Source organism: Acinetobacter sp. NIPH 1852, assembly GCF_022549455.1.
GTDB lineage: Bacteria > Pseudomonadota > Gammaproteobacteria > Pseudomonadales > Moraxellaceae > Acinetobacter.
In genome coordinates, this window is the sequence record NZ_JAKZGG010000012.1 from 1 (window position 1) to 24,607 (window position 24,607).

The 24,607-nt window shown below is 40.0% G+C and carries 20 protein-coding genes; 16 read left to right on the forward strand and 4 right to left on the reverse strand.

The features are described 5' to 3' along the window. Positions 1 to 156 precede the first annotated feature (156 nt). Both MMO38_RS10670 and mnmG read right to left on the reverse strand, forming a co-directional pair. Entirely contained in the window at positions 157 to 489 is a 333-nt protein-coding gene (locus MMO38_RS10670) for a multidrug efflux SMR transporter (protein WP_241323529.1), read from the reverse strand. Between the two features lie 111 nt (positions 490 to 600). Then, complete coding sequence (gene mnmG / locus MMO38_RS10675; RefSeq protein ID WP_005197586.1) at positions 601 to 2,481, reverse strand: tRNA uridine-5-carboxymethylaminomethyl(34) synthesis enzyme MnmG; 1,881 nt, start codon at positions 2,479 to 2,481, stop codon at positions 601 to 603. 251 nt (positions 2,482 to 2,732) lie between these two features. Between mnmG and MMO38_RS10680 the strand changes: the two genes are divergently transcribed. From MMO38_RS10680 to MMO38_RS10720, 9 genes are all read left to right on the forward strand, one after another. Further along, positions 2,733 to 3,128, forward strand: coding sequence for a hypothetical protein (locus tag MMO38_RS10680; RefSeq protein ID WP_004670588.1), 396 nt, complete (start codon positions 2,733 to 2,735; stop codon positions 3,126 to 3,128). Positions 3,129 to 3,327: 199 nt separating this feature from the next. Next, positions 3,328 to 4,233 carry a 50S ribosomal protein L11 methyltransferase gene (prmA, locus tag MMO38_RS10685; protein WP_241323530.1) on the forward strand — a complete coding sequence of 302 codons (906 nt, stop codon included), beginning with the start codon at positions 3,328 to 3,330 and terminating at the stop codon, positions 4,231 to 4,233. Between the two features lie 14 nt (positions 4,234 to 4,247). Beyond that, entirely contained in the window at positions 4,248 to 5,111 is an 864-nt protein-coding gene (locus tag MMO38_RS10690; RefSeq protein WP_241323531.1) for a zinc-ribbon and DUF3426 domain-containing protein, read from the forward strand. 376 nt (positions 5,112 to 5,487) lie between these two features. Beyond that, entirely contained in the window at positions 5,488 to 5,757 is a 270-nt protein-coding gene (fis, locus tag MMO38_RS10695) for a DNA-binding transcriptional regulator Fis (RefSeq protein WP_001086304.1), read from the forward strand. An 82-nt stretch (positions 5,758 to 5,839) separates the two neighbouring features. Continuing rightward, a complete protein-coding gene (gene purH / locus MMO38_RS10700) occupies positions 5,840 to 7,414 on the forward strand; it encodes a bifunctional phosphoribosylaminoimidazolecarboxamide formyltransferase/IMP cyclohydrolase (RefSeq protein ID WP_241323532.1) in 1,575 nt (524 codons plus the stop codon). Positions 7,415 to 7,521: 107 nt separating this feature from the next. Further along, positions 7,522 to 8,808, forward strand: coding sequence for a phosphoribosylamine--glycine ligase (gene purD / locus MMO38_RS10705; RefSeq protein WP_241323533.1), 1,287 nt, complete (start codon positions 7,522 to 7,524; stop codon positions 8,806 to 8,808). A gap of 608 nt (positions 8,809 to 9,416) precedes the next feature. Then, the gene (locus tag MMO38_RS10710) at positions 9,417 to 10,292 is read left to right on the forward strand and encodes a MetQ/NlpA family ABC transporter substrate-binding protein (protein ID WP_241323534.1); all 876 of its coding nucleotides are present in this window, start codon (positions 9,417 to 9,419) and stop codon (positions 10,290 to 10,292) included. A 74-nt stretch (positions 10,293 to 10,366) separates the two neighbouring features. Beyond that, complete coding sequence (locus MMO38_RS10715) at positions 10,367 to 11,392, forward strand: ATP-binding cassette domain-containing protein (RefSeq protein WP_004670582.1); 1,026 nt, start codon at positions 10,367 to 10,369, stop codon at positions 11,390 to 11,392. After that, positions 11,389 to 12,084: a methionine ABC transporter permease gene (locus MMO38_RS10720; protein ID WP_005197600.1), complete on the forward strand. Its 696-nt coding sequence runs from the start codon at positions 11,389 to 11,391 to the stop codon at positions 12,082 to 12,084. The genes MMO38_RS10715 and MMO38_RS10720 overlap by 4 nt, the downstream gene beginning before the upstream one ends. Positions 12,085 to 12,142: 58 nt before the next feature. Here MMO38_RS10720 and MMO38_RS10725 read toward each other — a convergent pair whose 3' ends face one another. Together MMO38_RS10725 and MMO38_RS10730 are read right to left on the reverse strand one after the other, a co-directional pair. Next, the gene (locus tag MMO38_RS10725) at positions 12,143 to 13,009 is read right to left on the reverse strand and encodes a histone deacetylase (RefSeq protein WP_241323535.1); all 867 of its coding nucleotides are present in this window, start codon (positions 13,007 to 13,009) and stop codon (positions 12,143 to 12,145) included. Next, on the reverse strand, positions 13,003 to 13,986 hold the full coding sequence (locus tag MMO38_RS10730) for a hypothetical protein (protein ID WP_241323536.1): 984 nt from the start codon (positions 13,984 to 13,986) through the stop codon (positions 13,003 to 13,005). The genes MMO38_RS10725 and MMO38_RS10730 overlap by 7 nt, the downstream gene beginning before the upstream one ends. Positions 13,987 to 14,508: 522 nt before the next feature. Between MMO38_RS10730 and gloB the strand changes: the two genes are divergently transcribed. From gloB to MMO38_RS10765, 7 genes are all read left to right on the forward strand, one after another. After that, positions 14,509 to 15,240 (forward strand): hydroxyacylglutathione hydrolase, encoded by a 732-nt coding sequence (gene gloB / locus MMO38_RS10735; protein ID WP_241323537.1) that lies wholly within the window; start codon positions 14,509 to 14,511, stop codon positions 15,238 to 15,240. A gap of 299 nt (positions 15,241 to 15,539) precedes the next feature. After that, positions 15,540 to 15,746 (forward strand): hypothetical protein, encoded by a 207-nt coding sequence (locus MMO38_RS10740; RefSeq protein WP_004670577.1) that lies wholly within the window; start codon positions 15,540 to 15,542, stop codon positions 15,744 to 15,746. A 293-nt stretch (positions 15,747 to 16,039) separates the two neighbouring features. Next, on the forward strand, positions 16,040 to 17,422 hold the full coding sequence (gene ahcY / locus MMO38_RS10745; RefSeq protein WP_241323538.1) for an adenosylhomocysteinase: 1,383 nt from the start codon (positions 16,040 to 16,042) through the stop codon (positions 17,420 to 17,422). Between the two features lie 134 nt (positions 17,423 to 17,556). Further along, on the forward strand, positions 17,557 to 18,393 hold the full coding sequence (gene metF / locus MMO38_RS10750) for a methylenetetrahydrofolate reductase [NAD(P)H] (RefSeq protein ID WP_004670573.1): 837 nt from the start codon (positions 17,557 to 17,559) through the stop codon (positions 18,391 to 18,393). A gap of 22 nt (positions 18,394 to 18,415) precedes the next feature. Next, positions 18,416 to 19,138, forward strand: a complete 723-nt coding sequence (locus MMO38_RS10755) for a 16S rRNA (uracil(1498)-N(3))-methyltransferase (protein WP_241323539.1) — start codon at positions 18,416 to 18,418, stop codon at positions 19,136 to 19,138. A 108-nt stretch (positions 19,139 to 19,246) separates the two neighbouring features. Then, a complete protein-coding gene (locus MMO38_RS10760) occupies positions 19,247 to 22,096 on the forward strand; it encodes an EAL domain-containing protein (RefSeq protein WP_241323585.1) in 2,850 nt (949 codons plus the stop codon). A gap of 219 nt (positions 22,097 to 22,315) precedes the next feature. Continuing rightward, positions 22,316 to 24,586, forward strand: a complete 2,271-nt coding sequence (locus MMO38_RS10765) for an NADP-dependent malic enzyme (RefSeq protein WP_005197614.1) — start codon at positions 22,316 to 22,318, stop codon at positions 24,584 to 24,586. Positions 24,587 to 24,607: the final 21 nt, after the last annotated feature.

Here is a 24,607-nt window from a genome sequence, read left to right on the forward strand (position 1 = left end):
AATTTATGCATCTTTATGTGCTTACCAATTATGTCATCAAAACAAGCCAACCATTCGAGTAATGGAATCATTGGCTTAAGCACGATTCGGGTTAAATTAAGTAATATCACATTTCTAAAACCGAGCTACTTACTTTAGCTCGGTTTTTTTACTCAACTAATGCGCACTGGTTTTCGATAACAAATTCAATATCAGTACACCACACATAATCAATGTAATCCCCACAATGCCCCACACATCTAGTTTTTGATCAAAGACAATCCAAGCCACAGCCGAGATGAGTACAATCCCCAACCCAGACCAAATCGCATATGCAATACCAACAGGAATCGTTTTTAAGGTTAAAGACAAACAATAAAATGCGATAATATAACCAAGCACGACAATAATTGAAGCAATCGGTTTAGTAAAACCCTCGCTACTTTTTAAAGCTGAAGTTGCAATCACTTCAGCAATAATTGCAATGAATAAAAACATCCAATTCTTCATTAATTTAGATACCTAGTCCAGTACACACGAAATAGTAAGACATGATACACAAAGAAAAACACCCTTTTTGGTAAAAGGGTGTTTTTAGGATTTATCTTATATGGCTAAACGTTACGCTGATTTCTTCGCCATATTATTTTTACGAATCGTGATCATAACCAACTGAACCGCGGCTGGAGTCACACCCGGAATACGATTGGCTTGCGCCAATGTTTCAGGACGAACGGTCTTTAATTTTTGAGTGATTTCACGAGATAAGCCCGACACAATATCATAATCAAAATCAACAGGAATCTTGGTTTCTTCCAAACGCTTCATTTGAGCAACGTCATCATGTTGGCGATTAATATAACCTTCATATTTCACAGCAATTTCGATCTGCTCACCCACATGTTGAGCAACATCCGAACCTGTCAATTCTGCGATTTGACCAAAATTAATATTTGGACGTTTCAACAAATCAATCGCACTACACTCTTTACTGAGATCTGCACCTGTCATTTCAACAAACTTTTTACCCATTGGGTTATTTGGTGCAGCCCATAAATGCTGTAAACGAGAGGTTTCACGCTCGACCGCTTCCATTTTTTCACTATAAGCAGCCCAACGTTCATCATCAACCAAACCAAGCTCACGACCAATCGGCGTTAAACGTTGATCGGCATTATCTTCACGCAACATCAAACGATATTCCGCACGCGAAGTAAACATACGGTACGGCTCTTTCGTTCCTAAAGTGATGAGGTCATCGACCAATACGCCCATATAAGCTTGATCGCGTTTTGGTGTCCATTCTTCTTGTTCCCAAGCACGGCGAGCAGCATTCAAACCAGCAAGTAAGCCTTGCGCACCCGCTTCTTCATAACCCGTTGTACCGTTAATTTGACCGGCAAAATACAGGTTCTGAATCGCTTTGGTTTCAAGCGTAAATTTAAGTGCTTGTGGATTGAAATAATCATATTCAATCGCATAGCCCGGACGTAAGATATGCGCATTTTCCATACCACGAATCGAACGAACCAAATTGAACTGCACATCAAATGGCAATGAAGTTGAGATCCCATTTGGATAAAGCTCATGGGTATCCAAGCCTTCAGGCTCTAGGAAAACTTGGTGCGAATCTTTATCTGCAAAACGATGAATTTTATCTTCAATCGATGGACAATAACGCGGTCCAACACCTTCAATCACACCGGTATACATCGGCGAACGATCTAAACCACCACGAATAATCTCATGGGTTTTTTCACTTGTATGCGTGATATAACAATTCACTTGTTCTGGGTGCATCGACACATCACCCATAAATGACATCACAGGAGATGGAAAATCACCCGGTTGTGCGGTCATGACTGAGAAATCAACGGTACGTGCATCAATACGCGGTGGTGTGCCTGTCTTTAAGCGACCCACTGGTAATTTGAGTTCACGTAAACGCTGAGCAAGGGCAATCGAAGGTGGATCACCTGCACGACCACCGCTTGAATTTTGTAAACCAATATGGATGACACCACCCAAGAATGTTCCCGTCGTCAACACCACAGTTTTAGTGTCGAAACGAATGCCCATTTGGGTCACAACACCTTTAACCGTATCGCCTTCAACAATAAGATCATCTGCCGCTTGTTGGAAAATGTCTAAATTTGCTTGGTTTTCTAAGGTATGACGAATCGCAGCTTTAAAACGAACACGGTCAGCCTGCGCACGTGTAGCACGAACTGCAGCGCCTTTACGCGAATTTAAAATACGGAACTGAATACCACCTTTATCTGCCGCCAGTGCCATTGCACCACCGAGCGCATCGATTTCACGGACTAGATGTGATTTACCAATACCACCAATCGCAGGGTTACAGCTCATCTGCCCCAAAGTCTCAATATTATGCGTCAACAATAATGTTTGTCTTCCCATACGTGCAGCCGCAAGCGCCGCTTCCGTACCAGCGTGACCGCCACCAATTACGATAACGTCGTAAACTTTAGGATAGTGCATAGTGGTAAATGTGTATTCAAAAAATGACAGAGCATTATACAGGATTTTCCTTGTTATTTGACAAAAAGCAGTGAGATTCTTATCGGCTACAAAGGATTGATAAGGCGAAAAATGACACAAAAAGAAACTTTCTGTTGCATTTTCCCTGTACTTTTAACAAAGCGCTCTAAAATTGCTAACCTGATCACCACTGTCTTATCTCAAAATATTTCTATCCTAAAAGTACAGAACAAATACTTTAGGAAAATGAAATGAACTCGAAGCTTTTACTGTCATCATTAATCTGTGGTTTATTTTTTACTGTAACGGCTCAAGCAAACGCTAAAACTGCCACTGATCCACTGACCCAGAAGTATCAGCAAGTATGTAAAGGTAAGAAACAAGGTGATGCGGTTTCATTTGCCCACAAAGGTGTTGTTTTTAACGGTGCTTGTGAAAGCGATGAAAACAACAAGCTAAGCTTCCAACCTCCAACGCCTGCCTCTGAAGCACCAGTCGAAACACAAAGCAAAATTTCAGAAACGCAATCTGAACCACGCCCAGTAAGCACACCGACTGAAATGCCAGCAGAAGCACCATCCGGACTTGCTGCTCCGATGGAAAATGCTGAACAACCGATGATGGATAATGATCAAGAAGCACCTTAAATCAATCAAAGTGCTTAAATGAAGATCCAATGAAAGAAAGGATGCCGCGTGATGTGGCATCCTTTCTTGTTTTTTAAATACCGAATTCTTAGAAACTGCAAACATTTCATCTTAAAATTGTAATCTGTCTATTTTATAAGCCCTTTAATAAGCCTGAATCCATTACAATAATCCCAAATACATTTACTTAGGTTGTCCTGTGAACTGGCTACAAATTCATATTACTGTCGATCAAGATCAAGTTGAACTTACTGAAACCCTACTCCTATCATTAGGTGCAGTGAGTGTAACTTTAGATGATGCCGAAGATCAGGCTTTACTTGAACCATTACCAGGTGAAACACCACTTTGGAACAAAGTCATTGTTACAGGCATTTATCAACAAGAAGAAGATGATCCAATTGATGTCGATACGTTGGAAGCATTCTTAAAAGCACAACTTCCAGATGTTCCGATGCGTCATGAATATCTAGAAAACCAAGTGTGGGAACGTGCATGGATGGACTATTATGAGCCAATCCAAATCGGTGAGAAATACTGGATCGTACCTGAATGGCTAGAACCTCCAGAAGCAGATGCAACCAACATCAAGCTTGATCCTGGTTTAGCTTTCGGCACAGGTAACCATGCCAGTACATTCTTGTGCCTACAATGGTTAGGCAAAACCGATGTAAAAGACAAAGTCGTAATCGACTATGGTTGTGGCTCAGGGATTTTAGGTGTTGCAGCATTGTTGCTCGGCGCAAAAAAGGTCTATGCAACAGACATTGACCCGCAAGCAGTCTTGGCGACCAAACAAAATGCAGAATTAAATGGTGTACTTGATGGTCTTTATGTAGGCTTACCAGAAGAGTTCGATCAAGAATTTAAACAACAACAAGCAGATGTACTGGTTGCAAATATTTTGGCAGCACCGTTAATGGCACTTGCGCCTGAATTCTCAACTTTATTAAAAAATGAGGGCGAGTTCGCACTTGCTGGTGTAATAGAAGAGCAAGTTGCTGATGTTTCTAGTGTTTACTCTCAGTTTTTTGATATATTAGAGATCGAAAAGCGTGAAGAAAACTGGTGTCGCATTTCAGGAAAACGTAAAACAACAACTTGAGATCTCTATAAGTTATGAGTGAAAAACAAACCCGCTGCCCTAAATGCTCAACCGTGTACAAAGTGACCCTTTCACAACTCAGCGTTGCACAGGGTATGGTTTGTTGTCCAAAATGTGTGATTAACTTTAATGCACTCACTAATTTACTCGCTTCTGAAGAAGATGAAACGATTGCCGTACCTGCAAATCGTTCATTATTTTCTTCAATCCAACCAAACAGCTCATTTGCAGAAAAGCAAATGCAAATTTTAAGTATTTTTGATCAAAAAATTGAAAACTCAAATATCGATCTATTAACCTATTTAAACAACCTAAATTATTTCAATACCGAACCAGTCACTGCTTTACCCAACTTAAACCTTTCAGAAGACACCGTTCTCATAGATGAGACTTCGACTGAAAAACAACACGGTTGGCTGTACTACACCCTTTGGGGGCTTGGCAATATCACCCTTATACTGGTATTTGCCTTTCAAATTTTATGGTTCAATCCTAAATTGATGCACGAAAGCCCTGCATTAAATCGGATCTTTAACTACGCATGCGGTGCTTTAACTTGTAAAACACGAGATGAGCAGTATAAATATTTAAACTTTGAGAAAGTGCAAGTTAGACCTGCTGATCAAAATTCAACACGTTTTTCAGGTACGCTCGTCAACCGACACGAAAACAGTGTTGTGCTTCCTGCCATTAAAGTTATTTTGAAAGACAATGGTGAAGTGGTTTCAAATACGGTATTAACCCCCCAAAACTATTTGGTTGATAGCTTGAAGACGATTCAACGCATTCCGACAAATAGCCCATTTAGGTTTGAATTTACCATCCCAAATAGCAAAAACAGCTTCAATGACTATAGTTTAGAAATTGTACAACCCTAAAAACGAAAAAAAATGACAAAAAAATATAAAAAAAGTGCAGTTAATTTGCTCACTTTTTCGTAGACAGTGGTATGATACGCGCCACGAAAGCTTTGACCTACATACTCCTCGTTATTTATAGACAAAAAATAGTTAAACGAACTGTGCTTCTATCCCATAAGCGCATTGTCGGTTTTTTTGTTTTTGAAAGTAGGCTGTAACAAATATTTAACTATTGTTACGCTTATTTTTTACACAATTCGAGGATTTGTGGCAAGCTAATAGTCCCATTGTTTTAGAGTCACTGTTTTAGGATCTAAAACAGGGCTCAGTAATTCAGACCACATTTATATATCACTTTATCCAAGTGATATTTTTATTTTTCGGATTAAAACGCATGAATAGCAAATCTCCTATTTTTACGGCTCAATCTGATGTCGCTCTCCGCATCCATGTAGATCGCGCAGTTCGTCATTATTTTGCACAATTGCAAGGTGAGCAACCATCTCAAGTGTATGACATGGTTTTAGCAGAAATGGAGAAACCTCTTTTATCTGTGGTCTTAGAATATACTCGTGGCAACCAAACACGTGCTGCTGAGATTCTAGGCCTTAACCGTGGAACTTTACGCAAAAAGTTAAAAGCTCACGGTTTAATGAGTGAATAATTGATAAAATGCTCACGTTCTCGTGGGCATTTTTTTTGTGCCTTTGTTTTAATCTGTAGACTTCAAACTGTTGACTAAAATCATGACTATCAAACGTGCTTTAATCTCTGTTTCAGACAAAACTGGAATCGTTGAATTTGCTCAAAATCTTGCAGCTCTCGGGGTAGAAATTTTATCTACTGGTGGTACATATAAGTTGCTTAAAGACAACAATATCGCCGTCGTAGAAGTTTCTGAACACACGGGCTTCCCTGAAATGATGGATGGTCGTGTCAAAACACTGCATCCAAAAATTCATGGTGGTATTTTGGCTCGTCGTGGTCTAGACGAAGCTGTAATGCAAGAACACGATATCGATCCAATTGATCTCGTTGTGGTAAATCTCTATCCGTTTGCAGCAACAGTAGCAAAACCAAACTGTTCACTTGCTGATGCGATTGAAAACATCGATATCGGTGGTCCAACGATGGTTCGTGCTGCTGCGAAGAACCATGCATCTGTCGGTATTATTGTCAATGCTGCTGACTACGATACGGTCGTTGCTGAATTAAAAGCAAATGGGACTTTATCTTACGAAACGCGTTTCGACTTAGCGGTAAAAGCATACGAACATACCGCGCAATATGATGGCATGATTGCATCTTATTTGGGCGCACGTGTGGGTAAAACTGAAGGTGAAGCGGATACGTTCGCGCGCACATTCAACACCCAACTGAATAAAGCACAAGATTTACGTTATGGTGAAAATCCACACCAAAGCGCAGCTTTCTATGTAGAAGCAAATGCACAAGAAGCATCTGTTTCGACGGCGAAACAACTACAAGGTAAAGAACTGTCTTATAACAATATCGCAGATACCGATGCCGCACTTGAATGCGTGAAGTCATTTGTAAAACCTGCTTGTGTCATCGTTAAACATGCCAACCCATGTGGTGTTGCTGTTTCACTCGATGGCATCAAAGCGGCTTACGACCTCGCTTATGCAACTGATCCTGAATCAGCGTTTGGTGGCATCATTGCGTTCAACCGCGAATTAGACGTTGCAACTGCACAAGCCATTGTTGATCGTCAATTCGTTGAAGTGATTATTGCTCCAAGTATTGCTGATGGCGTACTTGAAGTGACTGGCGCGAAAAAGAATGTCCGCGTCTTGGTTTGTGGCGAACTCCCTGCAATTGATGCACGTGCACCACAACTTGACTATAAACGTGTCAACGGTGGTTTACTGGTTCAAGACCAAGATTTAGGTATGATCAGTAAAAATGACCTAAAAGTTGTGACCAAACGTGCGCCGACTGAACAAGAGATTGATGATTTAATCTTTGCTTGGAAAGTGGCGAAATATGTGAAGTCAAACGCGATTGTTTATGCAAAAGATCGCCAAACTGTGGGTATCGGCGCAGGTCAAATGAGCCGCGTCAATTCTGCACGTATTGCAGCGATTAAAGCTGAACATGCTGGTTTAGTGGTTGAAGGTGCAGTAATGGCATCTGACGCATTCTTCCCATTCCGTGATGGTATTGATAATGCTGCTAAAGCAGGCATTAAATGTATTATCCAACCGGGTGGTTCAATGCGTGACGAAGAAACAATTGCAGCAGCTGATGAAGCTGGCATCGCAATGGTCTTTACAGGCATGCGTCACTTCCGCCATTAATAACACCCAAGTCCCTCTTTCTTGCGATGCCTTAGTCGCATCTCAGGGGGACTTTTTTATTCTGAACAGGTATATTCTTAAATACTGAAAAAGGAAATAACTTAATAATGAATATTTTAGTTTTGGGTAGCGGTGGCCGTGAACATGCACTTGCATGGAAAATCGCACAAGATACAAAAGTGGCTAAAGTTTTTGTTGCTCCCGGTAATGCAGGTACAGCAACAGAAGATAAATGTGAAAACGTCGAACTTGATATTTTAGACAACCCAGCCGTGATTGCTTTTGCAAAAGCAAATGATGTGGCATTGGTGATTGTTGGTCCAGAAGCACCATTGGTGAATGGTGTGGTCGATGCTGCTCGTGAAGCAGGTATAAAAATTTGGGGACCAACACAATACGCAGCGCAGCTTGAGGGTTCAAAAGCTTTTGCCAAGCATTTCTTAAAGCGCCATAACATTCCAACTGCTTTTTATGATGTATTCACCGAAGTAGATGCTGCTAAAGCATATGTAGAAAAAAATGGCGCACCGATCGTTATTAAAGCGGATGGCTTAGCTGCGGGTAAAGGCGTGATCGTGGCAATGACCAACGAAGAAGCTTTTGCTGCCATTGATGACATGCTTGCAGGCAATAAGTTTGGTGATGCAGGTTCACGTGTTGTGGTTGAGCAGTTCCTTGCAGGTGAAGAAGCGTCTTTCATTTGTATGATTGATGGCAACAACATTTTGCCAATGGCGACTTCACAAGATCACAAACGTATCTTTGAAGCTGACCAAGGTCCAAATACGGGTGGTATGGGTGCTTACTCTCCTGCCCCAGTTGTGACTGCAGAAGTCTTTGAACGTGTCATGAATGAAGTGATGCGCCCGACCGTTGATGGTATGGCTGCGGATGGTCACGTTTATACAGGTTTCTTATACGCAGGTTTGATGATTGATGAGCAAGGTCAACCTCGTGTCATCGAATTCAACTGCCGCTTTGGTGATCCTGAAACACAACCAATCATGATGCGTTTAAAATCATCGCTGGTTGATCTCGTTGAAGCAGGTATTGAGGGTAACTTACCAAGCGAAGCAGAATGGGACGAGCGTAAATCGATCGGTATCGTTCTTGCTGCTGAGGGTTATCCAGAAACCGTCCGTAAAGGTGATGTAATTTCGGGTATCGGTCAATCTCCTGAAGATACTAAAATCTTCCATGCAGGCACAGCCATGACTGCTGATGGACATATTGTCACTGCAGGTGGTCGTGTACTCTGCGTAACAGCACTGGGCGACACCGTACTTGAAGCACAAATCAATGCACTAGAAGTTTGCGGTCAAGTGACATTCACAGGCATGCAGTACCGTAGCGATATTGGTTACCGCGCGATTGCACGTGAAAAAGCTGAATAAAACCATATCAAGTTTAAAAAACCTTCTTCGGAAGGTTTTTTATTACTCAAATCAAAACAGTGCCCAGTTGTTTATTCAATTTTCATATAGCGCATGCAAAAAAATATATATTCATTATTCAATTGAATTATCTAAACAAATATTTAAAAAATCTGTAAAATTTTCATTCAATTATCTTTACTTAACACACAATTCCCTCAAATAATCATATATTTATACTTCTCAGTATCGTTTACTCCACTATAACCTGATCTAAAATATTGCTATGATTGTGAAAATTTTTAGCTGTTATTTTTATGTTCAGATAAAATTCTTTTCCATTATTTTCAATTGATTAGAATCATTAACTGCGCCTGACAGATAACAACTAAATCCAAATTTAATTTCAAAAGTAAGTGAATGATTCACTGTGCTATTTATCTATAGCAAACTGGAACATGAATGTTCACCTATTTTTCTCATGTTGTGAAATTTGTATTGGCGAATGCTTCAAAAATTATTCACATGATTATTTGAATACAACGCCAATCAATAGCATCGCAATCTATTACAATCTTTAATGCGGAAACCACGTGATTTTCCGACATTAATTTGATTAGGATTTATACATGAAAAAGCTAATTAGTCTTTTTTTAAGTGTATCTGTATTATTACTTGCAGCTTGCAGTAAACAACCAGATACCACAGCTACCGACCAAAACGGGGATGCTGCTGCATTACAAACTGTGGTCATCGCCTCTACAGGTTCAGATGCTGATATCTGGCGTCATATTGCCACATTACCTGAAACCAAAGCTGCTGGCCTGAAACTCGAAATTAAAAACTTCACTGATTACGTTGCGATGAATACTGCGGCGGCGAACAAAGAAGTTGATCTCAATGCATTCCAATCTTACGCTTACCTTGTTGCATTCAATGCTGCAAATAAAGATAAGATTGCGCCTGTTTCAACCACCTATTTAGAACCAATGGGTATTTACTCAAGCAAAGTCAAGAAAGTTGAAGATTTTGCTGAAGGTGCAACCATTGCGATTCCAAACGACGGTGCTAATGAATCTCGTGCATTATTACTTTTACAAAGCGCAGGCTTAATCAAGTTAAAAGCTGACTTTGACCCAGTAAAAGGTACACCAGCAGATATTATTGAGAATACTAAAAAGATTGTGATTAAACCGATCCAGATGGCGACTGCTGTACGCGTAAAAGATGAAGTTGATGCAATTTTATTAGGTAATACGCTGGCAATGGAAGGCGGTTTGAACGTTCTTAAAGATGCAATCTTCTATGAACCTGTTGATCAAAGTACTAAGCTCAATGTGAATGTTTTAGCAACTGCTGAATCACGTAAAGATGATACGGTACTACAAAAAGTTGGTGCGCTTTATCATACTGAAGCTGTGAAAAAATATGTACAAGAACACTTTGATGGCACTAAGGTTGATGTAAACAAACCGACAAGCTATCTCACCGAAGCGAATTCGTAATATACTACGCTCCGACGTTCTACAAAACAGGCAAATGATTTTGCCTGTTTTCTTTTTAATTTAGTATTGACGATATGATCGAATTTAAAAATATTTCCAAACACTATCAGCTAAATGGCCAAACCATTAATGCGCTGGATCAAATCGATTTAGAGATCCCAGAAGGCAGTATCTTTGGCATTATTGGTTATAGTGGCGCAGGTAAAAGTACATTAATTCGTTTGATTAATTTGCTGGAACGCCCATCTAAAGGGCAAGTGATTATTCATCAAAAAGATTTTACTGCGATGGATGCGCGCACGCTTCGTAACGAACGTGCGAATATCGGCATGATTTTTCAGCACTTTAATTTATTACAGACTAAAACAGTGTCTGAAAATATTGAAATGCCGCTTAAATTGCTCGGTCATCGTAAAGCTGAACGAGAAAAGCGTTTAGCTGAACTGTTAGATTTCATTGATCTCAAACATAAAAAAGATGCCTACCCCGACGAACTTTCAGGTGGTCAAAAACAACGTGTGGGTATTGCTCGTGCCCTTGCCAATCATCCCAAAATTTTACTTTGCGATGAAGCTACCTCTGCTTTAGATCCGCAAACCACCAAATCTGTTTTAGCGTTGTTGAAGAAAATTAACCAAGAACAAAATATTACCATTGTGATGGTGACCCATGAGATGGATGTGATCGAATCAGTTTGCGATTACGTTGCTGTCATGGAAGCGGGTAAAGTGATTGAAACAGGTTCGACCTTAGAGATTTTCAGTCAACCACAACATCCCACAACCAAAACCTTTATCCAAACCGTATTACAGCAACAACTGCCGATCAATATTCTCAACAATCTCGAACACAAGCACCATAACAGTATCTATAACCTGCAATTCTTAGGTACATCAGCACAAGAAACTGTGATTCAGTCTGTGATTAAACAGTTTGATATTAGTTTGAATATTCTGTTTGCCAACATGACCGAGATTAACGGTACAGTGATTGGGCAAATGTTTATACAACTGCTCGGTGACCCACGTATCATCCAAGAAGCAATCCAATTTCTAGAGCAACAAGGTGTCAAAGTTGAACCGTCTGGAGTAAGCCAATGAGAGACTTTATCGTACACTGGCTGACTGAAATCACTGCGCCTTTTTGGCAAAGTTCTTTGTCAATGGATCAATTTGTGACAGCCTTACAAGAAACCTTACAAATGGTATTCTTCTCACTGCTTTTTGGTTGTATTTGGGGCTTCATCCAAGGCATCACCTTAGTAGTGACACGTACAGGTGGTATCCTACAAAATCGAGCGATTTATTATTTCCTCAACCCAATCGTCAATGCGTTACGTTCGATTCCTTTCATTATCTTGCTAATCGCAGTTATTCCATTTACTAAATTCCTCGTTGGAACATCAATCGGAACGTGGGCAGCGATTGTTCCCCTCACCATTTATGTTGGCCCATATTTAGGTCGATTAATCGAAACCTCATTACTTGAAGTCAATGAAGGAATCATTGAATCTGCTCAAGCAATGGGCGCAACGCCTTGGCAAATCGTTTTCAAATTTATTATTCCTGAAGCACGAAGCTCAGTGATTCTAAACTTAACCACGGGAACGATTAGCTTGATTGGTGCAACGGCAATGGCAGGTGCGGTCGGTGCAGGCGGAATTGGTGACTTAGCGATTTCTTATGGCTATCAACGTTTTGATAGTAGTGTTGTGATTCTGACCGTGATCGTGCTTTTATTGTTGGTTCAATTTGTGCAAACCTTTGGTGACTGGTTAGCAAAAATGCGTTAATCATTGAGTAAACAGCTTAAAGCTCTCAATATGAGGGCTTTTTTTATCTCAAGTATTTTTATGGAAAATAGATTTCAGTCGCAGCCTTAAATGTATTGACATGTAAAGGAACGAGATCAGCTAAGGGTTGATATCCTCCAGCCAAAACAAACAACAATGGAATATTCATTTTCTTTGCCATTTCAAAGACCAAACGATCTCGTTCAAACAGTAATTCTGTCGTGAACCATTTTGAACCATAACGGTCATGCTGATGACAATCCATACCTGCCTGATAAATAATTAAATCAGTATCCCAGCGCGAAGCATATTGAAATGCCTCTAGAACAGCCTCACGGTACAAATCGAAGTTGCCTTGCTTGGGATGAATATAACGAGTCAAACTGCGTTCACTCGCCTTACAACCGAAGCGAATACCAAAGATTCCAAAATTCACAAGGTTGGGCATTCGGTTCGCAAATACGGCGGTGCCATCGCCACCATGCTGATCGCAATCTAAAATAAAAATCCGTTTTTCAGGATGCTGTTTCGCAACCAAAGCCAAACCATTAAAGGTGCAGTAGGCAGCGCCCGACTCATAACTGGCGTGATGAAAACCTTGCGCAATATTTGCGGCAATCCCCTCTTTTAACGCAATTTTAGCGCCAAGCAGTTGCCCTGCTTGTATAGATAAAATTGCGTCACGTAATTGTACTTTCCAAGGTTTAAAGCCTTGGATCGTCGCAAAACTAGATTGACCTGAAACAAATGCTTCCACATATTGAGGATTGTGTAATTTTTTAAGAATTTCAACATCAATCAAACCTGGATCAATCAACTCAACCATTTGATTGGTACGAAGCACATCCGCAACTGCGGTCAATTTTTCCATGCTATTGGTATGCGTTTGCGCATAATAGCGTGGTGAATAACAAGCTTTTAGCATGGATGTCCTACAGAGATTTGACCTTGAGCGATTTCCATAAGCTGCCCCAGTTCAGTGATATCAGGTCTAAACAATCCGTTATCCACCTGTTGCTTAAAGTGATAACCAAACGCACGGGCACGATTTTTCGGTGAAACGGCTAAAGTCGTTAATCTTAGAAACCAAAATCCATTGATCGCAGAAATCGGAATCACATGTCCTTTATAGTGTTTATTTTGGTGCTTTTCTATTGGCTCAATTTCATAATTTGCTGAAAAAAGGCTGCCTGCTGGTAAACGAACCCCATTCATCAATAATGAAACAAGGCTAATACAGGAGTGATTGTCCCCCATATTCATTTTTTCCATCATAATCGGTTGTTCATGCTCATCAACAAAAATATTTATCGCGCCCTGTCTAAGCAACCGATGATGTGCAATTCGAAGAAAGAATTTTTCAGCCATTGGACAAGAACCCACTTTAGGCTTTTCTGGCAAAGCATTGCATTCAATCAAGCCATTTTTGGCACTTTGAGGAAGAATAATATCTGCCAATAACTGACAAATCAGTACGCTTTCCTCCAGCTCGGCATATTGATGAATACTTCTGAGCTTCGCTTGAAAATCGACTTGCTGCTGCAAGTTTTTCGCAAATAATTCTTGTGGACTCAAATGCACTAAGCATTGCTGGACATCTGTGTTTATATCTAGGTTCCGCCAACTCGTTAGTTCCAAACCATAGGAAGATGCTTGATTCAAAATACTTTTCAAAGCCTTAGTTTCATAATCTTCAAAAATACGAAAATCCTGAAAACCAAGCGCATCGCGAAGTTGCGAAACAAATTCTGCGATCACACGTGTTGCTTGGGTATATCCACAACCACGCCGCTCGGTTTGATGACTAAAGTGCTCATTGAGCATTTCTGTAAGTTTGGCAGATAGAGGATATAAATATTTTCTAAAGATAACGACCACTTCATGATCGACCAAATCTGACATGATTCCCTCTCTGTCTTATTGTGATTTATTTCCGCTTTTCGCTCATTAAATTATATTTATTTACAATAACTTGTCTTTTTCAATGCCATCTTAGCAAAGAGCACATCTCTTTACCCTAAATCAACATTCGATACTTCAACAGGATAAATCCCTTCATTTTGATGATATTGAATAGAGCTCTTTCATAATTACTCATACCCTCTTAGTAATTCTCTCACGATAAGAAACAAAAGGGATTTATGAAAACCGTCTAATATGCGATTTATTTAACGCCATTTAAAACAATATAAACCATTAACTTATATGCCTTTTATCTCATCTTTATGTAAAACACCAAGCTTGTCAATGATAAAAATCCACCCTGATTTAAGCTGTCAAAATTTGCCCAAAACAGTCATATTTACGCGATGTTCATCATCAGCAGTTTTGCACTGTTACGCATTTACACTTACACTAGGAGCTCTAAAAAGCGTTTATCGACAGCTTCAAATAACCACATGACGAAAGGTTTAGGAATCGGCTATGCATTATAAGGTTCATGTAATTGACGTAAAAAATGCCTTAAAAAACTATATCTGGTTATTGGAAGATACTCACTCAAATGAAGTTATTGCGATCGATCCCACTGAAGCCTGTCTGGTCAGTGATTTCTGCGAACAACACCAGTTACAACTCAAGCAAATTTGGCTCACCCATTGGCATCCCGACCATACCAATGGTGTAGCAGAGTTATCCGCGAACAACAATCTTCCCGTATACGGCCCGCGTGACGAATTGAGTAAGATTGCTTTCATCTCAAATCCGCTGCAACACAACGACCATTTCCATTTCAATGATTTAAAGATTGAAGTCATTGCGACACCAGGACATACCTTAGGTCATATCGTTTATTTTATTGAAGAAATTGACAGTCTATTCTGCGGTGATACCCTGTTTGCAATGGGTTGTGGACGTTTGTTCGAAGGTACAGCAGAACAAATGTATCATTCTTTAAATCGTCTAGCTGCGTTGCCAATCCAAACTAAAGTCTATTGTACCCATGAATATACGCTCGCAAATGCTGAGTTTGCGCTCACCATTGAACCGAACAATGTTGCACTACAAGAGCGTGTAAAACAGGTCAAAGCATTAAGAGAATCTGATCAAATCACGCTACCTAGTAGCATTGAGTTAGAACTAGAAACCAACCCTTTCTTGCGCACCGAGAGTGCCGAGGATTTTGCTCGAATCCGTAGCCTGAAAGATCAGTTCTAATCGATTCGATCAAATAAAAAATGATTTCATTTTTCACATAGAACCAAACTGAAAAATGAAATTATTTTTTACATTTTTAATTAAATTATTTTTAAGTTTGAAACCACTTACTCAAATACACAAATATATTTTTCACAATTAAATACAGACACTTAAACCAAATGCAATTAGAACAAAATACTTAAAAATTACTCTATTTTTACATTATTTACATGTAGCAAAATAAATCTATGCAATCCCCCTTTAAAAAAATTTAAGCAACCCTTATTAATGAATACAGGTTCACAAGGAGTTCGGCTATGAAAAACAGAGTTGTTAAAGCAAAAAATTTATTGGCTTTTCGTATTTGGTTGGAAAAGTTGGGATATTCGGTTAAAAATCTGACAGATAATCGGGGTTTTACTTTTAGCTTTAAAAAAGAATATGGTTTAGTCACTTGTGATTTATCTGGAAATTCTTTAGCAATGCAGCTCGGTGAAGAATTCGAAGATCACTTGAAAGCGTAATGGTCAGTTTTAAAATTTAGGGTTTCAAATGGATAAGAAACCCTAAAGCGTCTATATAAATTTTTTAATGATATATTTGCCCCTATTTATTCCCTCATTTTCTCACCATCTCATTCAAAATTTCATTGGAACTCAACCGATTTCCAAGTATGATAATGCCCTAGTCGAGGGATGCTGCGACAATTGATTGGCACAAAAAATCAATTTGCTAGGCTCGGCGTAAGAAGCAATGCTTCCAAGACAACGGCATCCGCGAACAAAACGATCCATACTATTTTTTCTAGGAGATCCTGATGAACGCGGTGAATGCTTCATTTACAGATTATAAAGTTGCCGATATTTCACTTGCTGACTACGGCCGTAAAGAAATCAAACTTGCTGAAGCTGAAATGCCAGCCTTGATTGGTTTACGTAAGCGTTATGCTGCGGCTAAACCGCTTGCAGGCGCAAAAATCTTGGGTTGTATTCATATGACAATCCAAACTGCCGTTTTAATCGAAACTTTAATCGAGTTAGGCGCTGAAGTTCGTTGGACATCATGTAACATTTTCTCTACTCAAGATCACGCTGCTGCTGCAATTGCTGCGCGCGGTATTCCTGTATTCGCTTGGAAAGGTGAAACTGAAGAAGAATATGTTTGGTGTTTAGAGCAACAAATCAATGTCAATGGTCAGCCGTGGGCTGCCAACATGATCTTGGATGATGGCGGTGACTTAACTGCACTTGTTCATGACAAATACCCTGCACTTTTAGAACGCATCCACGGGATTACCGAAGAAACCACAACAGGTGTTCAACGTCTGTTGGAAATGTGGAAAGATGGTTCACTTAAAGTTCCAGCGATCAACGTGAATGACTCGATTACAAAATCGAAAAACGACAACAAATATGGTTGCCGCCATTCATTAAACGATGCCATTAAACGTGCGACTGACATGCTACTTTCTGGTCGCCGTGCACTTGTGATTGGCTATGGCGATGTGGGTAAAGGTTCTGCGCAATCTTTACGTCAAGAAGGCATGATTGTACGTGTAACTGAAGTTGATCCAATCTGTGCAATGCAAGCATGTATGGATGGATACGAAGTTGTTTCTCCATATAAAAATGGCGTACAAACAGGTAATAAAGAAGATATTAACCAAGACCTATTAGGCAATACTGATCTTGTTGTCACCACAACAGGTAACTACCATGTTTGTGATTCTGCAATGCTCGATAGCTTAAAAGCGGGTGCAGTCGTATGTAACATCGGTCACTTTGATACAGAAATCGACACCGCATATTTACGTGGTTATAAGTGGGTTGAAGTAAAACCACAAGTACACCAAGTATATCGTTCAGAAGATGAAAGTAATTATTTGATCCTTCTTTCTGAAGGTCGTTTGGTTAACCTTGGTAATGCAACTGGTCACCCATCACGCGTCATGGATGGTTCTTTTGCAAACCAAGTATTAGGTCAAATGCATTTGTTCGCTGAGAAATTTGCAGATCTACCTGCTGATCAAAAGCAAGCTGCAATCCGCGTAGAAGTACTTCCGAAGAAATTAGATGAAGAAGTTGCTGCTGCCATGGTCCTTGGTTTTGGTGGTGTGTTAACACAACTGACTCAAGTGCAAGCCGATTACTTAGGTGTACCAGTTGAAGGTCCATTCAAAGCTGACGCTTATAAATACTAAGTTTTAGTACCCGTCTCCCTAGCCCTCTCCCTTAGGAAGAGGTGTTATTCGTTACCCTAATGAGTATCAAAAAGTCCTCTCCGTTAAGGAGGGGATTTAGGGGAAGTGAAAAGAAATAAAAAAAAGGATTTGAAATGACCAAACGTGTTCCTATTTCTTTTGAGTTTTTCCCACCTAAAACTGATGTAGGTGCGGAGAAACTACGTACTGTTCACCAAGAATTACAGCGATTGAATCCTGAGTTTTTCTCGATTACCTACGGCGCTGGTGGTTCTACACGTGAACGAACTTTAGCTGCAATTCATGATTTCAATGGCAGTGGTACGCCTGTTGCACCTCACCTATCTTGTATTGGTGATGATAAAACACGTATTGCTGAGCTTTTAGACTTATACAAGTCTCAAGGTATTGATCGCATCGTGGCATTACGCGGAGATTTACCTTCAGGTCAGGTTGGCCTAGGTGAGCTTCCATACGCTCAGGACCTCGTGCGCTTTATCCGTGAATATTCGGGTGATCACTTTCATATCGAAGTTGCTGCTTATCCTGAAATGCATCCTCAAGCCGAAAGCTTTGATGTCGATATTCAACGTTTCGTTGAAAAAGTACACGCTGGTGCAAATGCAGGGATTACACAGTTCTTCTTTAATCCTGATGCTTATTTCTATTTTATGGAACGTCTTGATAAAGCGGGTGTGAATATCCCCGTTGCTCCTGGCATTATGCCGATTACCAATGCGAGTAATTTGATCCGCTTTGCTGATGGCACGGGTGCAGAAATTCCTCGTTGGATTCGTAAGCAGCTTGCAGCTTATGGAGATGACAGCAAAAGTATCAAAGCATTCGGCCATGAAGTTATTGTGAAACTCTGCGAACGTTTAATCGCTGGTGGCGCACCATCACTTCACTTCTATTCAATGAACCAAACTGAACCGACTCAACAACTGGTTGTTGATCTTGGTTTAAACTAATTTGTACGAGCCTAATCCAAGCATGAATCGTTTTTATATCGAAACCGAATTAAATACTGGCAATACCATTGAATTAACGGAATCGGTGTTTCACCATTGGGTACGGGTATTACGTGCAAAAGAACAAGAACAAGCCATCTTTTTTAATGGAAAAGGTGGTGAATACGTTGTAACACTGACTGAAATCAATAAGAAAAATGCATTGGTATCCGTTGATCATTTTGATCCAATTGATCGCACGCCCCCTTTTCAAATTGTTTTAGGCCAAGTCATGAGCAAAGGCGATCGCATGGATTATGCAATTCAAAAAGCGACTGAACTAGGTATTACAACGATTCAACTCTTGACCAGCGAACGCTGCGAAATGCGACTCAAGTATGATCGCGATCAAAAGAAACTAGAGCATTGGCAATCTGTCGCCATCGCCGCATGTGAACAATGCGGCATGAATCGAGTTCCAGAGGTGTTAGCTCCTATCGCATTAATCGATTGGGTCAAGTCAGCCCGACTCCCGCCATCTCGCTTTGTTTTAGCACCAAACAAAACTCAAGAAAATGTATTATTAGATGCTTCACCCGATTTGGCATTATTAATCGGTCCTGAAGGTGGCCTCAGTGAAACTGAAATCGAAACCGCAAATCAAAACCAGTTTAAAAACTGGTGCATTGGCGACCGTGTTTTAAGAACTGAAACTGCTCCGGTTGTGGCTTTGTCTATTTTGAACTATCACTTTTCCATCAAATGATATATGTGGATTGCTTTCCATTGGGTTTAGCGTTAATTTAAATGCACTCAACTCTGCTTACAAAAATAAAAGCTGTAGGCATGAAAAATGAAAAGGATTATTCGTTGTATGTCTGGGGTTCAAAAGCAAGATTCACCGCCACCTATTTATACGGATTTGATCAATTGTTCTAGCCATATCCGTACTTTTGTGCTCAGTGTACTCTGTATTTGTCTTTTAGATTATGTGTTGTTTGGTGTTTTCTACTCTTTTAGTCCCAACATTTTCACTGTTTGGATCTGTATTACTCTAATTGTTTTTCTGCTGTTCTTTTTTCTATGTCGATTCTCTTTACAACACACCTCATCCCCACTTTTCTTAAAAAGAACCAACCATTTATTCCAAATAATATGTTTTTTTACGGGTTTATTGCTCGGCGTTAACTCCATCATTATTAATTATTATCTCATCCATGATGTACCTAGCCTAACAAGCTCACATATTTCAATCTTAACCGCCTTGCTCCTCACGACATCACATATCATTGCACTTACATTTTTAACCCAACATATTCGATATTTTTTATTATTTTTTATTCCCAGTATTGTTCCACTCATTATTTCACAAATTCTATTTGGTGATCATCACCAGACGCTGTTCTATCTCGCGTATTACTCAACTTTCTTTGCAACATTACTATGCGCACAAGCAACTTATAAAATCCATAAACGTCTTTCAGGCGTACTTGAAAAAAACAAACAACTGATGGATGTTTCTGAACGACATAATCAATGGACTGAAGAACTATGCCAGCAGCTACAGCGAGAAATCAATAAATCCAAAGATATAGAAGCACAATTACAATTTAATAATCATTTATTGGAACAAAAAGTTCGTGATCGTACTTTTGATCTCACCCAAATGAATGAAAGCTTAGAAGAACACCGACAAAACCTTGCCTTTGCACATGAAACTGCGGGTATCCACCCTTGGGAATGGAATCTAGAAAATCAGACCATAGGAATAACCAACACACATAGTAAACCTGTTAAACGCGACTCAGATAACCACTATGCGCTGTTGCACAAGATCACCCATCCTGATGATATTGAACGTGTAAAAAACACCTTATATGGTCATTTATATGGACACATAGCACGATATGAAGAGACCTTTCGTATTAAGCGTCCAAATGGCGAATGGTCGTGGATACATGATGTTGGACAAGTGATTCAAAGAGATCCTGTAAATCGAAAACCTTTACGTATGGTTGGTGTCTATCGAGATATCAATCAAGAACGTAAAGATCAAGAACGCTTGAAGCTTTCTGCCAGTGTTTTTGAACAAGCGTCTGAAGGCATATTTATTTTGGACGAACAGTTTAACTATGTTGAAGTTAATCCCAAATACGAACAAATGACAGGATTAGATAAGCAAGCTATTTTAAATAAACATCTGTTTGACATTACCAAGCAAAATAAACCACATCATCAAAACTTCCAACTTTCGATACTCGACACATTAAGCGAAGAATATGAGTATGAAGGAGAGTTTCAAGAGACGTATCATTCAGGAAAGTCATGTTTCCTATGGATTCATATCAATGCCGTCAAAAATGAACAAGACCAAGTCATCAATTATATCGGCATTGTTTCGGATCAAACCGAACGTAAACATCAAGAGCAACGTTTATCTTATTTAACCAACTACGATACGCTAACAGACCTGCCGAATCGTTTTTATTATCAACAGCAGCTTCATCAGTATTTAATCAGTGACGCATCTATTCAGCACCTTGCTGTGATTCGTTTGAACATAGATCGTTTCCGCACATTGAATGAATTGATTAGCAATCAAGCGGGCAATGAACTGTTAAAACAAGTTGCTCAACGCTTACGTGTTAGCAATATCGATGCCCTTTTAGTTGCACATTTGAGTGCAGATGATTTTGCCATTATTTATGAGATGTCACCATTACATCCGCCTATTCATCAACTGTGCAATAATATTGTTGAAAACTTTTGCCAACCTTTCTATATCTCTGACCAAGAGTATTTGGTCAGTATTTCTGTGGGCGTAGCAATGTTTCCAGAGCATGGGCGTCAAGTTGATAATTTAAATACCCATGCAGAACAGGCCCTCAACGAAGCAAAACGCTTGGGTGGGAACACCATTCGCTATTATTCAAATGAAAGAGCGAGTCTAACCGCCAAATATTCAGATCTAGAACTCGACTTAAGAAAAGCGATTCAAAACAACGAACTCGTCGTTTATTATCAGCCAAAGATTATCGCCCAAAATGATCAAATTGATGGTTTCGAAGCCCTCATCCGTTGGGAGCACCCAACCAAAGGGCTGATCATGCCTGACATATTCATTCCTTTAGCAGAAAGTACCAGCCTTATTTCTGATATTGGGCAATTTGTCCTGCATGAGGCAGCTAAGCAATTGCATATATGGCAGCAGCTCGGCTTCACTGATATTCATATTGCAGTGAATATCGTGGTACAACAAATTTTACGTGGGCAACTACTTCATGATATTGATACTATCCTAGCTCAGTATTCAATTTCAGGGCAGAATCTTGAGTTAGAAATTACCGAGTCTGCTTTTCTAGAAAATACAGAAAGTGTAAAAGTCGTTTTACAAGCCCTCAAACAACGCCATATTTCGATAGCGCTTGATGATTTTGGCACGGGCTACTCTTCCCTTGCTTATTTAACCGAATACCCAATAGACACACTGAAAATTGACCGTGCTTTTATCTCAAAAATCGGCGATGCAAAACAAGACGCGATAGTTAATGCCATGATTGCAATGGGTAAAACGATTGGCCTAAAAGTCGTGGCTGAAGGCGTTGAGACTGAGCAGCAAAGCGAATACCTGAAACGTCAAAACTGTGACATATTGCAGGGTTACTTATTTGCTAGACCATTAACAGCAATACATGCGACTGAATATTTACAACAGCATACCTAACTGTCAACCGCAAAAACTTCCAATTAAGGGTGGATTTTAAGCATTTTGGCAGTTTATTTTAAGCTCGTTATGAATTGTCAATAAGCATGTTCGTTCAGTGAAAATAAGCTTTTTTGACTGGGCGAAAGCATGAACTAGTGCTATATTCTTGTGCACTTATCTTAATATAGTAATTAGCCTCCTATATGGCTGATTATTATCGGAACAATCGAGACTCAGATGGACGATCAATCTTTAAAACAGGCCGCTTTGTATTACCATGAATTTCCTACTCCGGGAAAAATCAGTGTGACACCTAGCAAGCAGCTCGTTAACCAACGAGATCTAGCGCTTGCATATTCTCCTGGTGTTGCAGCTCCGTGTTTGGAAATCGAACGAGACCCTTCTACTGCTGCCAAATATACAGCACGTGGTAATCTGGTCGCCGTCGTGAGTAATGGTACAGCTGTACTGGGTTTAGGGAACATTGGTCCTTTAGCATCAAAACCTGTAATGGAAGGTAAAGGCGTACTTTTCAAAAAGTTCGCTGGTGTCGATGTATTTGATATCGAAATCGCAGAAAATGATCCAGACAAAATCGTCGATATCGTTGCAGCATTAGAACCAACATTTGGTGGTATCAACTTAGAAGACATCAAAGCACCTGAATGTTTCTATATCGAGAAGAAGCTTCGTGAACGCATGAAGATTCCTGTGTTCCATGATGATCAACACGGTACCAGTATTATCGTAGGCTCTGCATTATTAAATGCTTTGCAAATCGTAAATAAGAAAATTGATGAAATCAAAATTGTAGCGTCTGGTGCAGGTGCTGCGGCATTGTCTTGCTTAGATTTACTTTGTGCTCTTGGTGTGAATAAAGCCAACATCACTGTTGCCGATTCTCGCGGTCTTCTCACTACTTCACGCGAAGGACTGGATGAGTCGAAAAAGCGTTACGTACAAGACATCGCAGCAACACAATTGCATGAAGTGATTGCTGGTGCGGATATGTTCTTGGGTCTTTCGGCAGCAGGTATTTTAACCAAAGAAATGGTTAAAGAAATGGCTGAAAATCCGATTATCTTTGCACTCGCTAACCCTGATCCAGAAATCTTGCCTGAACATGCACATGAAGTACGTCCTGATGTCATTATGGCGACAGGTCGTTCGGACTATCCAAACCAAGTCAATAATGCGCTTTGCTTCCCGTATATCTTCCGTGGTGCACTAGATGTCGGTGCAACCACCATCAATGAAGAAATGAAAATTGCATGTGTACATGCGATTGCACGTATGGCGCACGTAGAAGCGGATGCTGCTACTTATGGTGAAAAATCAGTATCATTTGGCCGTGATTACTTAATCCCTGGCCCACTTGATCAGCGCTTGATTTTAGAAATCGCACCTGCGGTTGCTAAAGCAGCAATGGATTCTGGTGTTGCAACACGTCCAATTGAAGATTTCTCTGCATATCGCCAAAGACTTTCTGAGTTCGTGTATAACTCAGCGTTCTTAATGAAACCAATTTTTGCTCAAGCGAAAACTGACCCTAAACGTATTGCATACGCTGAAGGTGAAGACGAGCGCGTATTACGTGCAGTACAAATCGCAGTTGATGAAGGTTTGGCTAAACCAATTTTAGTTGGCCGTACCACAGTAATTGAAGCAAATATCAAAAAATTAGGTCTGCGTTTACAACACGGTGTAAACATCGAGATCGTTGATCAAGAAAAAAATCCTCAATATGAGGAATTTTGGAAAGATTACTATAAAACCATGCAGCGCAAAGGCGTGACGGTAGAGTATGCGCAGCGTGAAACACGCCGTCGCTCGACCCTCATTGCTGCTTTATTGGTAAAATTTGGTCAAGCCGATGGTATGCTCTGTGGTACTTATGCAAGCTACGATATCCATTTAGATTTCGTTAAAAATGTCATTGGTTTAAAAGAAGGTCGCAGCACTTTCTTTACCCTAAATGCGTTAATGCTTGAAGATCGCAATTTGTTTATTGCTGACACTTATGTGAATACCAACCCAACAGCTGAACAGCTTGCTGAAATGACCATTTTAGCTGCGGAAGAAGTCCGTCGCTTTGGTATCACACCACGTGTTGCACTGCTTTCCCATTCAAGTTTTGGTAGTGATCAACTTGATTCTAGCGCTCAAAAAATGCGTGAAGTCTATCGCTTACTTACAGAGCAAGCGCCTGAACTAGAAGTTGAAGGTGAAATGCATGGAGATGCAGCATTAGACGAAAACATCCGTCACTTTGCTTTCCCAAATTCACGTTACAAAGGTTCAGCTAATCTATTGATCATGCCAAACCTAGACTCAGCAAATATTTCTTTTAATTTATTAAAAGCGACCTCTGGGAATAATGTAACGATTGGGCCGATTTTATTAGGTGCTGCCAAACCAGTTCATATCCTTACCCCAACAGCAACAACCCGCCGTCTAATCAACATGACTGCATTGACTGTTGCTGAAATTCAACAAAGCGAAAACTAACTGCTATAAGCAAAGCTTTTC

Coding starts and splice junctions, on each gene's coding strand:
- MMO38_RS10680 (WP_004670588.1), top strand. CDS start 2,733: ATGAACTCGAAGCTTTTACTGTCATCATTAATCTGTGGTTTATTTTTT.
- MMO38_RS10765 (WP_005197614.1), top strand. CDS start 22,316: ATGGACGATCAATCTTTAAAACAGGCCGCTTTGTATTACCATGAATTT.
- metF (WP_004670573.1), top strand. CDS start 17,557: ATGACCAAACGTGTTCCTATTTCTTTTGAGTTTTTCCCACCTAAAACT.
- ahcY (WP_241323538.1), top strand. CDS start 16,040: ATGAACGCGGTGAATGCTTCATTTACAGATTATAAAGTTGCCGATATT.
- MMO38_RS10740 (WP_004670577.1), top strand. CDS start 15,540: ATGAAAAACAGAGTTGTTAAAGCAAAAAATTTATTGGCTTTTCGTATT.
- fis (WP_001086304.1), top strand. CDS start 5,488: ATGAATAGCAAATCTCCTATTTTTACGGCTCAATCTGATGTCGCTCTC.
- MMO38_RS10715 (WP_004670582.1), top strand. CDS start 10,367: ATGATCGAATTTAAAAATATTTCCAAACACTATCAGCTAAATGGCCAA.
- gloB (WP_241323537.1), top strand. CDS start 14,509: ATGCATTATAAGGTTCATGTAATTGACGTAAAAAATGCCTTAAAAAAC.
- MMO38_RS10760 (WP_241323585.1), top strand. CDS start 19,247: ATGTCTGGGGTTCAAAAGCAAGATTCACCGCCACCTATTTATACGGAT.
- purD (WP_241323533.1), top strand. CDS start 7,522: ATGAATATTTTAGTTTTGGGTAGCGGTGGCCGTGAACATGCACTTGCA.
- MMO38_RS10725 (WP_241323535.1), bottom strand. CDS start 13,009: ATGCTAAAAGCTTGTTATTCACCACGCTATTATGCGCAAACGCATACC.
- mnmG (WP_005197586.1), bottom strand. CDS start 2,481: ATGCACTATCCTAAAGTTTACGACGTTATCGTAATTGGTGGCGGTCAC.
- MMO38_RS10690 (WP_241323531.1), top strand. CDS start 4,248: ATGAGTGAAAAACAAACCCGCTGCCCTAAATGCTCAACCGTGTACAAA.
- MMO38_RS10755 (WP_241323539.1), top strand. CDS start 18,416: ATGAATCGTTTTTATATCGAAACCGAATTAAATACTGGCAATACCATT.
- MMO38_RS10730 (WP_241323536.1), bottom strand. CDS start 13,986: ATGTCAGATTTGGTCGATCATGAAGTGGTCGTTATCTTTAGAAAATAT.
- MMO38_RS10720 (WP_005197600.1), top strand. CDS start 11,389: ATGAGAGACTTTATCGTACACTGGCTGACTGAAATCACTGCGCCTTTT.
- purH (WP_241323532.1), top strand. CDS start 5,840: ATGACTATCAAACGTGCTTTAATCTCTGTTTCAGACAAAACTGGAATC.
- MMO38_RS10670 (WP_241323529.1), bottom strand. CDS start 489: ATGAAGAATTGGATGTTTTTATTCATTGCAATTATTGCTGAAGTGATT.
- MMO38_RS10710 (WP_241323534.1), top strand. CDS start 9,417: ATGAAAAAGCTAATTAGTCTTTTTTTAAGTGTATCTGTATTATTACTT.